The sequence below is a fragment of the Streptococcus sp. oral taxon 431 genome, assembly GCF_001553685.1.
Taxonomy (GTDB): domain Bacteria; phylum Bacillota; class Bacilli; order Lactobacillales; family Streptococcaceae; genus Streptococcus.
In genome coordinates, this window is the sequence record NZ_CP014264.1 from 1,400,671 (window position 1) to 1,416,571 (window position 15,901).

General features: G+C 37.1%; 11 protein-coding genes and 1 pseudogene. 1 reads left to right on the forward strand and 11 read right to left on the reverse strand.

Translation table 11 applies throughout. The features are described 5' to 3' along the window. Window positions 1-96 precede the first annotated feature (96 nt). On the reverse strand, window positions 97-6,666 hold the full coding sequence (locus AXE83_RS06580; protein WP_060955853.1) for a S8 family peptidase: 6,570 nt from the start codon (window positions 6,664-6,666) through the stop codon (window positions 97-99). Window positions 6,667-6,936: 270 nt separating this feature from the next. Between AXE83_RS06580 and AXE83_RS10645 the strand changes: the two are divergent. Then, window positions 6,937-7,875: pseudogene (locus tag AXE83_RS10645) on the forward strand (transposase); the annotation flags it as partial. A 6-nt stretch (window positions 7,876-7,881) separates the two neighbouring features. On the opposite strand, the gene AXE83_RS06595 reads toward AXE83_RS10645, so the two are convergent. The 10 genes from AXE83_RS06595 to tmk all read right to left on the reverse strand — a co-directional run bounded on the left by AXE83_RS06595 (window position 7,882) and on the right by tmk (window position 15,882). Next, window positions 7,882-8,868, reverse strand: a complete 987-nt coding sequence (locus AXE83_RS06595) for a PhoH family protein (RefSeq protein WP_060956387.1) — start codon at window positions 8,866-8,868, stop codon at window positions 7,882-7,884. Window positions 8,869-9,077: 209 nt separating this feature from the next. Next, window positions 9,078-9,293, reverse strand: coding sequence for a YozE family protein (locus tag AXE83_RS06600; RefSeq protein ID WP_060955856.1), 216 nt, complete (start codon window positions 9,291-9,293; stop codon window positions 9,078-9,080). Window positions 9,294-9,301: 8 nt separating this feature from the next. Next, window positions 9,302-10,156, reverse strand: a complete 855-nt coding sequence (gene cvfB, locus AXE83_RS06605) for an RNA-binding virulence regulatory protein CvfB (protein ID WP_060955857.1) — start codon at window positions 10,154-10,156, stop codon at window positions 9,302-9,304. 60 nt (window positions 10,157-10,216) lie between these two features. Continuing rightward, entirely contained in the window at window positions 10,217-10,774 is a 558-nt protein-coding gene (gene frr / locus AXE83_RS06610) for a ribosome recycling factor (protein ID WP_001262232.1), read from the reverse strand. Between the two features lie 9 nt (window positions 10,775-10,783). After that, the gene (gene pyrH / locus AXE83_RS06615) at window positions 10,784-11,518 is read right to left on the reverse strand and encodes a UMP kinase (protein WP_000433488.1); all 735 of its coding nucleotides are present in this window, start codon (window positions 11,516-11,518) and stop codon (window positions 10,784-10,786) included. Between the two features lie 86 nt (window positions 11,519-11,604). Further along, window positions 11,605-12,939, reverse strand: a complete 1,335-nt coding sequence (trmFO, locus tag AXE83_RS06620) for a methylenetetrahydrofolate--tRNA-(uracil(54)-C(5))-methyltransferase (FADH(2)-oxidizing) TrmFO (RefSeq protein ID WP_060955858.1) — start codon at window positions 12,937-12,939, stop codon at window positions 11,605-11,607. 188 nt (window positions 12,940-13,127) lie between these two features. After that, window positions 13,128-14,006 (reverse strand): 16S rRNA (cytidine(1402)-2'-O)-methyltransferase, encoded by an 879-nt coding sequence (gene rsmI, locus AXE83_RS06625; protein ID WP_060955859.1) that lies wholly within the window; start codon window positions 14,004-14,006, stop codon window positions 13,128-13,130. A 2-nt stretch (window positions 14,007-14,008) separates the two neighbouring features. Further along, window positions 14,009-14,326 (reverse strand): DNA replication initiation control protein YabA, encoded by a 318-nt coding sequence (gene yabA, locus AXE83_RS06630; protein ID WP_001034369.1) that lies wholly within the window; start codon window positions 14,324-14,326, stop codon window positions 14,009-14,011. 24 nt (window positions 14,327-14,350) lie between these two features. Next, the gene (locus AXE83_RS06635; RefSeq protein ID WP_060955860.1) at window positions 14,351-15,247 is read right to left on the reverse strand and encodes a DNA polymerase III subunit delta'; all 897 of its coding nucleotides are present in this window, start codon (window positions 15,245-15,247) and stop codon (window positions 14,351-14,353) included. Beyond that, the gene (gene tmk, locus AXE83_RS06640) at window positions 15,244-15,882 is read right to left on the reverse strand and encodes a dTMP kinase (protein WP_060955861.1); all 639 of its coding nucleotides are present in this window, start codon (window positions 15,880-15,882) and stop codon (window positions 15,244-15,246) included. The genes AXE83_RS06635 and tmk overlap by 4 nt, the downstream gene beginning before the upstream one ends. Window positions 15,883-15,901: the final 19 nt, after the last annotated feature.

Below are 15,901 nucleotides of genomic sequence, written 5' to 3' on the forward strand. Positions count from 1 at the left end.
TAAATAATTGAGTTATAAATGGCTATTTTCACAAAATTGTCTCATCATCACACTATCTAATCTCAGTACACAAACCATTTTTCTATAGCTTTTGTCTTAATCTTGATCTTTTTTCTTTAATCCAAGAAATGCACCTAAGGTAAACATTATTCCGGCAACCAATGACGTGAAGACTTCGCTAACTGTTCCGGTTTTTGGTAATCTATCAGTATTATTAGTAGTTGACTTACTATCAATATTAGTATGTTTATTAGCTATGTTCTCTGGTTCATTAAGATAAACTTCTTTCTTATTTTCAAAGTTTTTATCATTTTTATCAGGAACTGGAGCTGTAACATCCTTAGTTGAATCAGATCTTTGACTTTCATCTAATTGACTATAATTTACTTGTACAGGAACTGTAGCTTTGACACCTTCAGTTGAATCAGATTTGTGTGAATGATTTTCTCTTTGTAAATCCTCTTTTCTGTGACTTTTATCTAATTGATTATGATTAACTTGCACCTTATCTTTCTTTTTCGATTCATCAAAAGTAGGTTTATTTTCCTCCTCCTTTTTCTCCTCTATTTTCTTGAATACAGGTTTTATAAGGGTATCTTTTGATACATTAATAACATAGCCAGCGTCTTTTTTTCCTTCGAAACCAGAAATTTCCCAGCCATCAAATTGATATCCTTTTTCTAATTCACCCTTATAGACAGGTAAAATGAAATCTTCTTCCGACACTATCTTAGAACTCATTTCTTTTCCATTTTGAATGGTCACAGTCACCGTATGAGGTTTTAATTCGCTTACCTCTCCCGTATCTTTGTTTAAAATGAATTCTTTTACGGTCGTATTTCTTGCGAAATCTTTTACAACAATCTTAATGTTTAGTGTCTTGTCTGTTATTTGTTTAATATCATCAAATGATTTGTATTCTTTTCCATTTACATAAATATGTTTGTTTTGAATCTCACCATCAAATCCATTATTTCTTTTATCATTGATATTAAAGACTACAGATTTTCCGTCAGCATATTCGATACTAGTATTTCCCTTAGGATCAATGTTTACTTCTGGTTTAACATTATCATATAAAAATTGATAGTGTACTCCAACCGCTTTCGCATTCAAATCGCTATAGCCAGTTTGAAGATAAACATTTCCATCCATATCTGTTACCTTATCTGGAAATCCGTTTGCTTTATAGTCTTTCATTCCCCAGTCCATGATGTCACCGTCTTTAACATTAAGCTTAATATTAAAATCTCTAGTGTTATCAATGTGTAAATCTCCGTAGATTAAATAATTATCTACAACAGATTCATTAACTCTCAACTCCCAGTTAAAACCACCCTTATCAGAAATCTTACCTCTTAAATAAAATTCTGGATTTCGTACATAAATTTTATTAGATTTAGATGGATTAAAGTAGTTCTTGTCCATTGAAAGATTTACTGGTTTTGCATCAATAAATAACGTAGAGCCATCTTCTTTTATGGCTTCTACATTGGACTTATCCTCTCCAGTGTACTCTTTACCATCCTTACCAAATAATACCAGTTTAGAAGAATCTGTTACAAGATTTCCATCTTTATCAATAGCTTCCCCTTTATCGTTCATTTTAAAGGTAAACACTTGATATTTTACAATGTTAAAGCCGTCCAAAGCCGACATTAATACGGATTGAGTACTTCTTCCATCTTCAACATTTCTACTATCAGCATAAATTATTTTTTCTGATAGGACTCTTAGATTAGGATTGGCCTTTTGTATTTTTGCTATATCTTCCTTGCTATAGACTCCATTTCCTTCTAACATATCCGTTTTTCCAGGATTATAGGTAGTCACTTTTAGTGCATAGCCTTTTCTTAGAATGATGTTATCTTTTAATAGATATTGTTGTTTTTCTGAATCAGAATAGATTTTACCAGATTCCATTTCCGTTAAATTATTTGGTTTGTTCTTTGAAAGATCACCTTCTCCTAATTCTATTACATTCCCATAACTTGATGCATAGGGATATTCTGTTTTAGTTTCCTTATTTTTTTCAGGCATTCTAATCTTCGTTTCAGCTTTTATCTTATCACCATCTTTAACAAAGAATCTCATATCTCCTGCAAAAGCTAATCCATCCACAATATCATTAATATTAGCGTATAAATCAAATGTCATCATTTTTGAGTGGGAATCATACTTGGTCGTTTTGATTTCTATAGATTTATAGCTATTTCCATAATATACCTTGGCATTTTTAGAAACATTACTGAACTTTCCAAGAATTTCAAAGTGTCCATCTTTAGACGGGCTTAGAACACCATAAATTTTTGATTTGATTTCGTCAAGTTTTTCAGTTTCATATTGTAAGGCGCTACCATCGTCATAAGCAATGATATTTCCCTTATCATCGTATTTATAATCGTATTCCTCTGTTCTCTTACCAGTTTCACTTGTAAAGTCATCAACTTCTCTAAATTTCTTTTTAATGAGTTTCTTTAAGTCTTTGCTTTCAAAATCTCTAATTGTTGAAATAGTTTTATGAATAGTAAAACTAGATTTTTCTTCGTTAGACTCTTCATTTTCTTGATGATTTTCTTCCTCAGTTGTATCTTTTTTAAGACTATCCTCTTTTCTATTTTCTAAATTTTTAAATTTAGATTCGGCAATCTCTCCAAGTTTTTGGTATTTAGATGAATCCTGATCAGGATCTACTAGATAATAGGAAATCATCCCCTTTTCATCAGCATGATCAGCAAATCTAATTCTATGAATCTTTGTGAAATTGCTAGAGCCATCTAATGCAATGACTTCAATGATTTTTCCTCTTAAATCTCCTGCACCATTAATTTCATAAATGGTATTTCCGTCTTTGTCAAGTTTCCTATTTCTTCCTTGACCCTCACCTGCGTAAGTTACTTCAAGATTTTTCTCAACCTCTCCATCTTCATTAACAAGAGCGGCGCCAGCATACCAAACTTCGTTTGCAATCTCGTCAAATTTTTCAGGATGTTCTTTTTGATCTCTCGCAAATAGAGTTTCATTCTTGTATTGATCTTTTACCTTGTGATAAGTATCCTTTGTAATCAGCTTAATTTTTTCAGGATTTGAAAAATCAACCGAAACAATCTTAGGAGCTGTGTTATCAATTTTTACAGGAATATAGGAAACCTGCCATGGGTAATCCTTGGTTAATCTATATTTAAATTTATAGAAATATTGACCTTCCGCAATCGGTTCAAATTGACCTCTTATCCTAGTAGCTGGATCTTTGGTATCCTTGCTTTCTGGTGCATTTTCTTCTTTCCCTCTAGGATTATAGATGAGTCCATCCCATTTCAAGTCGCCCCAAACTTTTAGCTTAGAAGATTTGATTCCCTTTGCATCATTTCTTTTAGAGTTTAAAATTCCTTTAACAAAGTGTTCTCTCGAAATGACTTTTAAGTCTCTTTGATTGTCTCCCTCTTTATTTGTATTTACTATTGAAATCATTCCTTCTTCTGCACTTCTTAATACAAGTGGAGAAGGTGTTAATCCTCTCTCAAGTTGAGCATCTTGAGGATTTCCATTTGAATCTAAAGGATAAATTTTAGCAATATTAGAACCACTTGATGATGGTGCGTTGATCCCTTCGTTATTGAAAGCAAATAATTCTGGATTTTGATCTAGGGATGTTGTATTTTTATCTTTTCTATTTTGTATAACTCCTGCTGGATTAAATTTATCTATACCATGTTCTCCACCAATTCCCTTATTTAAGGTTCCTGGAATTTTTGGTTTACCATCATCATCATAACCTTCCATTGTTTTTGATTTTGAACCCTCTTCCCAGGCCCATTTATCAAGGATTGGTTCCTTGTTCCAATCCCCAGCAAATCCCATTAGAGGCATCGATAAAGAAGGTTGGAAATTTGTTTTCTTCCCATTGGAGTTTAGAGCTTCCATTTCTTCCACTGACTCAAAATGAATAAATGATTCTACAAATTTATTTTTATTTTTAGCCTCTCCAACGTTTATAACCGCATTTAAATCAAAGCTAGAATTTGGGCCTATAGTGAAAGTGTCATGCTCAAATGTAATATTTGCATCTTTTACTTTCTCTGGGTGAATTTCTGGAACAATTTGCTTACCATCTGGAGATTTTTCATCTTTGTATGTTTCATCCAGTTTTAGTCTATCAGTTAGAGCATCTGTAGTTACCGCTGAGGCTGAAACTTTAAAGGTTAAAGGTCTGTTTGATGTATTGTGAAGCTTAATTGTAAAGTATTTTTTATCTCCTTTTATTTCTTTAAGAGAAATAGAACCATAAGAGTTTACCAAACCTTTAGAATCTGTGTTTTTGAAAGTCGCTACAACTTCATTTCTCAAAGCATTGGCAACATTAATTAGCCCTGCTCCCTGTTGTCTAGGTGATGCAAAGTATTGACTTTTTTCTTTCCAAGAAGTCGCATCCATCATAGGCCGTGCAGTATTTTGTAGGGCTATTTTTGTAAGACTTGTAAGGTCTATTTTGTCATCTCCCTTAAGATTTTTCAAGGCAGGTCTTTCAAGCATTTCCTTTAACTTTGGTCTAATCAAAACAGTAGAAGCTGCCACGATTGGAGTTGCCATACTAGTCCCTGACATATAACCATAAGTTGATTTCCCATTAATGACATTGAGAGTGGATTTAATATTTTTACCTGGTGCTGAGACATCAGGCTTTAAAAGTAAATCTGTTCTCGGTCCCCAAGATGTGGATCCTGCTGGAACGATGACATCTTCTTTATACAATTCTTTGTCTGTGTCAGGTGCAAACTTAAAGTCAATCTCTTTTTCGTCACCTACATTCGGTTTATTAGAATTATAGCTGGCCATATCAATTGGATAGTATTGCTCCAATTTATCTTTGAAATCTTCCTTACTATTTCTTTTAACCTCAGTTTTTTTATCAGGATTAATCATGTTCCATAGCTTTACACCATCATCTCCTGAAATTGAAAATACTTGACTTTTAGTCCCTTCATCTGCTTCATATCCCATGGCTGGAAGCTCTGTCCAATTATCTCTATTGTAGTAATTGACAGTATTTACAACCATAATGCCACGTGCGCCCTTATCCGTTGCTCGTTTAAAAGCATTTTTTAAATCCTTTGTATAAATTCTATCCATTACTGCAATTTTGCCCTTAAGATTCAATCCTATCAAATCTTGGTCTTGACCTTTGCCTATATATACAAATTTCAATTTACTAGGAGCTTTTGAACCATCTTCGTTTGTTATGATTTTATTCTTATCGAAAAAGGCCCCTATATTTCTATATTTAAAACTTTCTCCACCTATGTTAACTTTATCAAACTCAACTGTTTGATTTTTAGCAGAAGCAACTGCTATCGCATCTTCATGTGCTGCAGTTCGTGTTACATTTCCAGTGTCGGTCATTTTCAGATTATTATTTGCCACTAAATCCCAAGAAGAACTTGAAGCAGAAGTCGCATAGTTACCCGTAGCTACAACCATTGGAATGCCTGCTTTTCTTAACGCTCTAATAGCTTCCCAATATTTCTCACCTACAAGACCTGTTCCTGTAAAGCCAGATGATACCGAAACAACATCGACATTGTGTTTGATCGAATCTTCAATAGCATGAAACATTGTTTCATCTCCTGCGAAGCCAGATCCTGCGTCAGAGTACATTTTATAAGAGAAAATTTGTGCATTAGGAGCAATTCCATCTATTCCGTTAAAGTTTTTAATATCTTTTTCAGTATCATTTCCCGCAAGAATCCCTGCAATATGCATTCCATGTGGATCAAAATAATCGCTTCCATCGTCAGCTTTTTCTACAGTAATTTTACCACCATTATAATAATTGAAAGCATGAGGGATTTTATCACTCAACCAGAAATTTTTATCAGTACCTTTTAAGTCTTCTTTTTTGAATCTCATTGAGCCTTTAGCATCATCATCAATCCTCATGGCCTTATGCCTATAATCTGTCCCGGTATCGATATTTGAAATGACCATACCTCTACCATCAAAATTTTTACCAAATGGAACATTGATAGACTTTAGGTAATCAATTGCCTCTTCAACTCCAATTTCCTTTCTAGCATGATTCATCATTGGCTGGACTTTTTGTGATCGTTCAACCGATGAGATACCCTCTATTAGTTTAATTTTGTCCAGATTATCTGGAGTTGTTTCTATTGCAACACCATTAAAAACCGTATCATAAGTATATAAAACTTTTGTATCCTTAAGATTGGATAATTCCTTGATTGCTTTTTCTCCAGATTCTTTATCTTTAAATTCAGCAATATAGACAAGTTTATCCTCTTTTTTGGGACTTTCTGGGTCTTTACTTGCAGACGAGTCCGCTTTATCTTCTTGGGATTGATTGGAATCTTCTTTGATTTTTTCTTCATTGCTAGTTTTGTTATCTATCACAGATTCTTTACTAACAACTTCTTTTTCCTCAATAACCGTTGTTTTCTTCTCTTCAGTATCCTTTGAAGTTTCTATAGCATTATGAATATCTTCAAGTTTTTCTTTGTTTTCTTTTTGTTTACCTACTACTGTTTCTTTATCAGATATTTTTAAAGAATCTTCAGAACTAGGTGTATCTGCTAAAACTACCTCATTAGGGACATATGCTGCTAAAATAACTGCAGCTGTGGTTAATGACAATACTGTACTTTTTTTCATTTTAATTCCTTACATATTTATTTAACTTCCAATAGATAGAAAACTTTAACTTTGCTAGCCTTTGTTATAAAAAGTTTTACTAAGTATTATCTAGGAAATAGAGTAGTGCATTTATATATAATTGTTAACTCTCTGAAAATAGTATATCAATTAAAAAAATTTAAGTCAAGAAAAATTAATACGGGTTAATTTTTTTATTAACGTATGTTAATTTCATAAAGTTCAAAGCTTTCGTGTTTAACTGGAATACATTATAAGCATATTCACACCATCAAGAATAGTAGGAATGAAGTTGAACCACTACTAAAACCATCAAAAACTCAGTTAAGTTTGGAAGTGAATCTTGCCTACGATATTCCACTAAGTTACGAAGCGAGAATGATTAGCCTATTTGTTGACAATATCCCTAGTCAAGTATTACTGAAATAGACCTCTCACACTGGTCGTCCTGCCTTTCGTCCAACCATACTCATGAAGATGACCATATTCGCTTATGGTCGTCAAGTGTTCTTTGGACATAAAATCGTTCAAATGAACGAAGAAGTCATTCTCATGAAATGGTTGAGCCAAGATACCTATGTTAGCTATAAAACGATTAATAATTTCCGCTCCAGTAAACATGCCAACAACCTAATCAAAATTGACTAAAAAGTACTAAACGAGCACAGATAACCCAATGAACTGGGAATATCTTGAGGACACGGACCAGTTTATAAAGCCCGACGGCCTAGTTTATTCCTTTAAGAACTACTCTAGTCGAACTGACAAGTATGGGCTTCAACGTGATTTCAAGATTTATGAGGCGGATAAAATTCAAGATACTCCTAAGTTAGAACACTTGGCTAAAACGGATAGTGGGAATCAGAAACAAATCCATTATAATCAAACTTGGAATTACTTTAAGGAACTCCTTACACAAACATTACATAGTGAAGAAAGCTCTCAAATTTATGCCAAACGGAAAATTGATGTTGAACCCGTTTTTGGTAGTTTTCGGCGTGCGCAGAGTGCATGTCAGAGGTAAACAAGCTGTCGCAACAGAGATAGCATTCATCTTCATGAGCATGAATCTCACCAAATTGGCAAAGAATCTAGCATCTAAAACGTTCACCTATTCAAAAACCACACAGTGTTTCTTTCAGCTTGATTGTATTCAAGACTGAAATCACTGTGTGGTTTTATTTAGAAGCTAGTTTTTGCCTAGGTCCTTTTTCCTTATTCTCTTTCTTCTTCGTTTTCTTCAGCTTTGACAGGTCGAGGTTCATAGGCTCTGATAATTTGAGCGACAACTGGGTGGCGAACCACATCCTTGGCTGAGAAATGAACAAAGTCAATCTGATGGATGTTCTTGAGTTTTTCTTGAGCATCAATCAAACCGGACTTGACATTACGTGGCAGGTCAATCTGACTGATATCTCCATTGACAATCATCTTAGAATTAAAGCCTAAACGAGTCAAAAACATCTTCATCTGCATGATGGTTGTATTTTGCGCTTCATCCAATATAACAAAGGCATCATCCAATGTACGTCCACGCATATAGGCAAGTGGAGCGATTTCAATGATTTCACGTTCCATGAGACGAGTTGTTTGGTCTTTTCCGAGAATCTGGTACAAGGCATCATAAACAGGACGAAGGTAAGGATCTACCTTTTCCTTGAGATCACCTGGAAGAAATCCAAGGCTCTCTCCCGCTTCCACTGCTGGACGTGTCAAAATGATTCGCTTGACTTGTCCACGCTTGAGAGCTGTTACGGCCAAAGTCACTGCTAAGAAGGTCTTACCTGTTCCTGCTGGCCCAATCCCAAAGGTCACATCGTGTTGCTTGACACTATCCACATAAAGCTTTTGACCCAAGGTTTTAACACGGATGGGCTTACCTGTATTATCCTTGATAATCTCTTCTTCATAGAGGGCGACAAACTTATCGATTTCATTATTCTTAACCATGGTAATGGCTGTCACCACATCTGGAGTTCCAACAGTCATTCCACGATTAACCAAGACCACTAAGGCTTGGATAACTTGACGGGCTTCCTCACAAGCATTCTCTGCTCCCAAGACTTGTACAATCTCTGTACGGGCATGGATGATGACATCTAATTCATCCTCCATCAATCTAAGGTGGCGCTCATTGGACCCAAAAAGATGAAATAGGTCATCTGGATGACTCAGTTGAATATCTATTGAATGTTCCTTCAAACAAAGAACCTCTCTAATTCTCTTATTTCGTTTTATCATTTTGTTTTCTTTTAAGTATGAAATAACTTTCAAAAATCCTATCACTTTGACAATTCGTAATGGTAAACGATACTTGCCAAAATAAGTAAAATCCTCATAAAAGATAACTGAATGACTATATTATAGCAAAGAGGCTGAGAAATTACTATCCCAAACCTCATCTAGTAGCCTTAATGTTCTAAATATTCCTGCCAGATACGATCGAAGTCTCCCATATTAAAGGAAAAGCTAGCATGTTCCTCTAAAAAACGACTGACTTGATCAAAATCATCTGTATGTTTCGGAAAGGCGGGCTCCTCAAAAGCCAGATCCGCTAAAATAGCTTTAGGACTATTACTTTTAGGATTTCGTTCTGTCATGAGCCAAGTATAAAATGATTTTCTCATAAGCCTCCCTAAATTAATTCGGTACCAAACTGATCTTGCTTGATTTTGCCAGCCTTCATCAAACCACCGAGTGCTTTTTTAAACTGACCTTTTGAAATACCGAAAGTAGCCTTGATATCATCTGGTGATGACTTATCATTCAAGGTCATGAAGCCACCATTGCTTTCCAAATAAGTCAAGATCATCTGGGCATCATTTTCCAACATCTCGAAAGAGCGTGGTTTTAAAGAGAGATTAAGCGTTCGGTCAATCTCACGGAATCCAATGACACGCGCATCTAAAACTTGTCCCAAACGAGGTTCCGCATAGCGCTCACTTGGATGGATAAATCCAAGCATGTTGTTCTCTGGTAGATAGACGAAAGTTCCTGATAATTTGAGACGGTAAACAATGGCAGGCCAATTTTGATTCTGCATGTTATTGTAGGCAGGACGTGCCAATCGTTGGAAATCTTCCTGATAAGCTAAGATTCCCCAGATACGGTCCTTCTTATCCACTTCTAGACGAATATAAAGTCGATCACCTTTCTTTGGCCAGAGTTCTTTAAGTTCAGGGAGAATATCAAGTGACACAACGATTTCCTTGTCTGGTAATCCTGTATCAACAAAAGCCCCAAGGTCCTTACGAACCTCTGTTACGGTTCCCCAACCAAATTGTTCCTGAGTTGCAGTCACTTCTGTAGTAGTGAGGCGCAATTTTTGCTTCATATCTGTGTAAGCAAAACCTTTGACCGTATCACCAACTGTATGCTGACCTTCTTCTTTAGCTAGGGCATATGTTTGACCATCCTTTTGAACAAAGTAAAAACGGTCATTTTCATCGATGATGAGTCCAACGATAAAACTTGCAAGATTTGTATTCATATTTCCTTCTTTCGAATAAAACTCAGCCAGCAATGCCAACTGAGTTTTTCTGTTTATTTCTTAGACTTCCAAGATTTCTTTTTCTTTGTTGGCAGTCATTTCGTCGATGTGTTTAACAGCATCGTCTGTTGCTTTTTGAATATCTTTTTCAAGAGTCTTCAATTCGTCTTCAGTGATTTCTTTTGCTTTTTCTTGTTTCTTAGCCTCGTCCATAGCATCACGACGGATATTACGGATAGCAACTTTAGCATTTTCACCGACTTTTTTCACTTCTTTAGCAAGGTCGCGACGAGTTTCTTCTGTGAGAGCTGGGATTACCAAGCGAATAACAGAGCCATCGTTAGCTGGTGTAATACCTAGGTCTGAAGCATTCAAAGCACGTTCGATATCTTTCAAAGATGATTTGTCAAATGGTGTTACCAACAAAACACGCGCTTCTGGGATTGTGATAGAAGCAATTTGGTTAAGTGGTGTTTCAACACCATAGTACTCAACGTGGATGCGGTCAAGCAAGCTAGCATTAGCACGGCCAGCACGAATACTTCCAAACTCACGAGCAAGTGAGTGGTGAGATTGGGTCATTCTCTCTTTTGCTTTTTCTACGATTGCGTTTGCCATAATCTTTTCTTATTCCTTTTCTTCGATATTATTTGAAACTGTAGTTCCGATATTTTCACCAAATACAACACGTTTAATATTTCCTGGTTGGTTCATGTTGAAAACTACCAAGTCAATATCATTGTCCATTGAAAGTGTTGAAGCTGTTGAGTCCATGATACGGAGACCTTTATTGATCACGTCACGGTGAGTCAACTCTTCAAATTTAACAGCTGTCTTATCTTTTTTAGGATCAGCATTGTAGACACCATCAACCCCATTCTTAGCCATCAAGATAGCGTCCGCTTCAATCTCAGCTGCACGAAGAGCCGCTGTTGTATCTGTTGAGAAGTATGGTGAACCAATTCCCGCACCAAAGATAACTATGCGTCCTTTTTCAAGATGACGAAGAGCACGACCACGAACGTAAGGTTCTGCTACTTGTTGCATAGCAATGGCTGTTTGAACACGTGTATCCACACCAACTTGTTGCAATGAATCTGCCATTACAAGAGCATTCATAACGGTTCCAAGCATTCCTGTATAATCTGCTTGTACACGATCCATTCCAGCTTCTGCAGCAGGTTCTCCACGCCAGAGATTTCCTCCACCAATAACGAGGGCAATCTCAATACCTAAGTTATGTACTTCTTGAATTTCTTGAGCCATTGCTTGAACTGTTTTGATGTCAATTCCGACACCACGTTCGCCAGCAAGGGCCTCACCTGATAACTTAATCAAAATACGTTTATATTTGGGTTCCACCTGACTTCGCTCCTTTATTTTATTCAAACTATTCTATCACATTTTTTGAGAATTTTATAGTCTCATGAGTTATTCTTTTGAAAATTTTAAACGGATAAAAAGTTTTCCAAATCAGCCAAGGCACGCTCTGCAATTTTTTCATAACGAGCCTTCTTATCACGAATGCGGTCGCCTTCCAATTCCTTGATAATTCCGAAATTGACGTTCATTGGTTGGAAGTGTTTACTATCAGCATGGGTGATGTAATGAGCTAGACTTCCAATTGCTGTTGTCTCTGGGAAAATAGCAGGACTTTCTCCCTTGAAAATACGAGCTGCGTTAATACCAGCTACTAGACCTGATGCCGCTGACTCAACATAGCCTTCCACACCCGTCATCTGACCAGCGAAGAATAGATTTGGCTGTTTCTTAGAACGGTATGTCTGCTCAAGAAGATTTGGTGAATCCATGTAAGAATTGCGGTGCATGACTCCATAACGGACAAACTCTGCATTTTCAAGACCTGGAATCATTTGGAAGACACGCTTTTGTTCTCCCCATTTAAGGTGAGTTTGGAAACCAACGATGTTATAAAGACTACCTGCAGCATTGTCCTGACGAAGCTGAACGACCGCATAAGGAGTTTTAAAGTCTCCATCACGAGGACCTGTGTAATCGTCTGGATACTCCAAACCAACTGGTTTCATAGGACCATAGAGCATGGTTTTGATACCCCGTTTAGCCATGACTTCGATTGGCATGCATCCTTCAAAATATTTTTCTTTTTCGAAAGAATTCAACGGAGCTTCTTCTGCATTGACCAAGGCTTCATGGAAATCCATAAACTCTTGCTTGGTCATAGGAGCATTGAGATAGGCTGCTTCTCCCTTATCATAACGAGATTTGAGATAAACCTTATTCATATTAATCGTATTAACATCCACAATAGGCGCTGCAGCATCGTAGAAATAAAAACCGTCACCACCATTAAGAGCATGAATTTTCTCAGCAAGTGCATCGCTAGTCAAGGGACCAGTCGCCACAACTGTAATAACATCCGTTGGCAATTCTGTAATTTCGTCACGAACGACCTCAATCAAGGGATGGTTGGCAATCTTTTCAGTAACCATTTGAGAAAAACCGTCACGGTCCACCGCGAGAGCACCACCTGCAGGAACACGGGTTGCTTCAGCAGATTCCAAGATAAGAGAACCTAGGCGACGCATTTCTTCTTTGAGGAGGCCGACAGCATTTGTAAGAGCATCCCCACGCAAGGAATTAGAACACACTAATTCTGCAAAATTGTCAGTTTTGTGTTGTGGTGTTGACTTGACACCACGCATTTCATAAAGTTTAACTGGAATACCACGCTCTGCGATTTGGTAGGCTGCTTCAGAACCCGCCAATCCCGCACCGATAACATTGATATAAGATTGAGACACGACACTAATACCTCTTTGGGAGTGTGAATTTCCTGAATCGGGTTAAAAAAGTTCAACGAACTTGCTTCGCTTTCGAATTTTTTGACTCAGGCTGAAAAAGTCCCCCGGACTTTTTCACTCCCACAAATCTTTCTATTTTTTTCTTCTTCTAGTATAACAAAAAAAGGGAAGAAGGCAAACTTCCCTGTCTAGTTGTTTTCTTGATTGTCTTCCCATTCGTGATAAGCAGCGTAGAGCTGGCTTTTGTTCCATTGGTAAATCTTTGCAACTTCCTTAATGGCCTGATTTTTCTTCATACCTTGATGAATGCGGTCCTGTATCTCAGAAAATAAATCCTCTTCATCCTTATCTTCTACTTCTTGACTAGCACCCTCCACAATGAGAAGGCATTCGCCTTTAAGAGGTGTTTCAGAAATACTTTCTAATAATTCAGTAATAGTTCCACGCTGATATTCTTCAAAGATTTTAGTCAATTCTCTGACCAAAACCACCGAGCGATCACCGTAGACTTCTAGCATATTTTCTAGCGTATCCGCCACACGGTGAGGTGATTCATAGAAAATCTGGGTCTCTGGATAAGCTTTTTTCGCTTCGAAAAACTGCTTTTGCTGGCCCGATTTTCGTGGTAAGAAACCATAAAAAATGTGAGGTTGTGGTGCTAAGCCACTGGCAATCAAGGCAGAAATCCCTGCACTAGCTCCTGGAACTGTGACAACTGCGATATCTTCTTCAATGGCAGCCTTGACCAAATCATGCCCCGGGTCAGAAATACTAGGCATCCCTGCATCAGATACTTGGGCAAGATTTTGACCTTGCTTCAACAAACCAATCAAATCAGGAATTTTTTCCTTGGCGTTATGTTCGTGAAAACTAATTTGCTTGGTTGAGATCTCAAAATGCTTGAGCAAAAGTCCAGTATTACGAGTATCTTCTGCCGCGATCCAGTCGACCTCTTTCAAGGTCTGAATGGCGCGAAAAGTCATATCATCTAGATTACCAATTGGCGTTGCGACTAGATAAAGCTTACCATAGGGAGTATGTCCCTTAAAACTCTTTTGAATCTGCATACTTACTCCCTAAATAACAATTCATCACAAAACATGCATTCCGCATCTTGCTCTCGACGTTGACCATAAAAGTCACGGCAAACATGAAAACCGTCCTCATAAATGCGACGGACATTTTCCCTTACATGTTTCGTTTTGGCTGGAGCTGTCTCCTCAACCTCTCCCAAACGTTCTCTCAGTTTATCATTTTCTAAACGAAGAGCTGTATTTTCCTCTACCAGACTCTTGAGATTTTTTTTGATGGCTTCGACGTCTGCCAAGGTTACCAACAATTGCTGTGAAAAGTCATCTAAAGCATCAAATAATTCTTTTTTATTCATTACAGCCCTTTCTATAATCTATCTTTACTTTAAATTTTTTTGTAAAACCAGGTATTCCAAAGCGTTTTGAAAGCTAACATTGGCCCGCCACATTTTTCGAGTTTGGACGAGATTTTGCAAGATGTTCCGCGCAGAAACATTGAGAACCTCCTGACCAGCTAATACCTCTAAAATTCTGAGCACTTGATCTTGCTTTTCTTTATCATCAGCCAAACTCGTTAGTTTCGCAACCTGCAAATAGGATTCTTTTTTATGGGCTAAAAGCCAAGAAAAGAGGCGTTCACTTTCATCTACTAGTGTCCAAAATCCTGCTTGATGCACTAGCTTATCAGCCTCTGCCTGTGATTGACTAAACTGAGCCAATAGCTTAGCTTTATTTTTTACTAAACCAGCCTCTTCAAGCTGTGACATTAAAGTAGAGACTTGCTTCTTAAATTGGAAAATCTGTGTTCGACTTCGAATCGTTGGTAACATCTGTTCTTCATCATCGGTCAAAAAGAAAATATAAATCTCACTTTGTGGCTCTTCAATAACCTTCAAGAGTGAATTTGCAGCATTCACATGCATTTTTTCAGCTTGCTCGATAATAAAGACCTGACGTTGATTTTCAATACCAGACTGGGAAAATTGACCAACTAATTCTCGAATACGTTCCGTCTTAATAACTTGATTCAGAGGTTTAATTATGGTCACATCAGGAAACTCTTCCTGCTCAATCAATTTACAATTCCGACATTTTTCACAAGGAAAAATACCAGTTTTCTCACTACAAAAGAGACTTTTAGACAAAAAAAGGGCCATCTCTAAACTTCCAAAATTACCTGAAAAGAGATAAGCGTGATTGAGTTGCCCTTGCTCTAAGATATGAACAAACCGTTCAAATTGTAGAGGCTGACAAGCTCTTAATTGCTCTTGCTTCATCTCCTTAATCCCATCCTGTCAAAAAGTAGCTGCTGCGTATTTTCAATCACTTGATCAAGTGGTAGGCTAGCATCGATTTTTTCGATGCGATTTCCTTCTCTTTCAATAAGAGAAAGGTAACCTTGACGAACTTTTCGGTGTAGATCCAGACCTTCCATGTCCAAACGATTGACTTCCCGATCACTATTGGCAGCAATACGTGCCAGTCCCTCTTCCACCTCAATATCAAAATAAAGAGTTAGATCAGGTTTCAGTCCATCTGTTGCAAACTGATTAAGCCAATCAATAGCATCGATATCTAAACCACGCCCAAAGCCCTGATAAGCAACAGAACTATCGATAAAGCGATCCATGATAACCAGTTTTCCAGCTGTAAGTGCTGGTAAGACCTTTTCCACCAAGTGTTGTCGACGACTAGCAATATAGAGGAGAAGCTCAGTCTTAGGATCCATTTCAGTATGACTAGGATCTAGGATAACTTCGCGAATTTTTTCTCCAATTAAGACCCCACCTGGTTCGCGCGTTGTTAAAACTTCTACTCCCCTATTCTCTAATACAGGGATTAGAGCTTCAAGAACGCTTGTTTTTCCTGCTCCCTCTGGTCCCTCAAGAGAGACTAAAAATCCTTTTGACATGTCTAACTCATTTCTATTT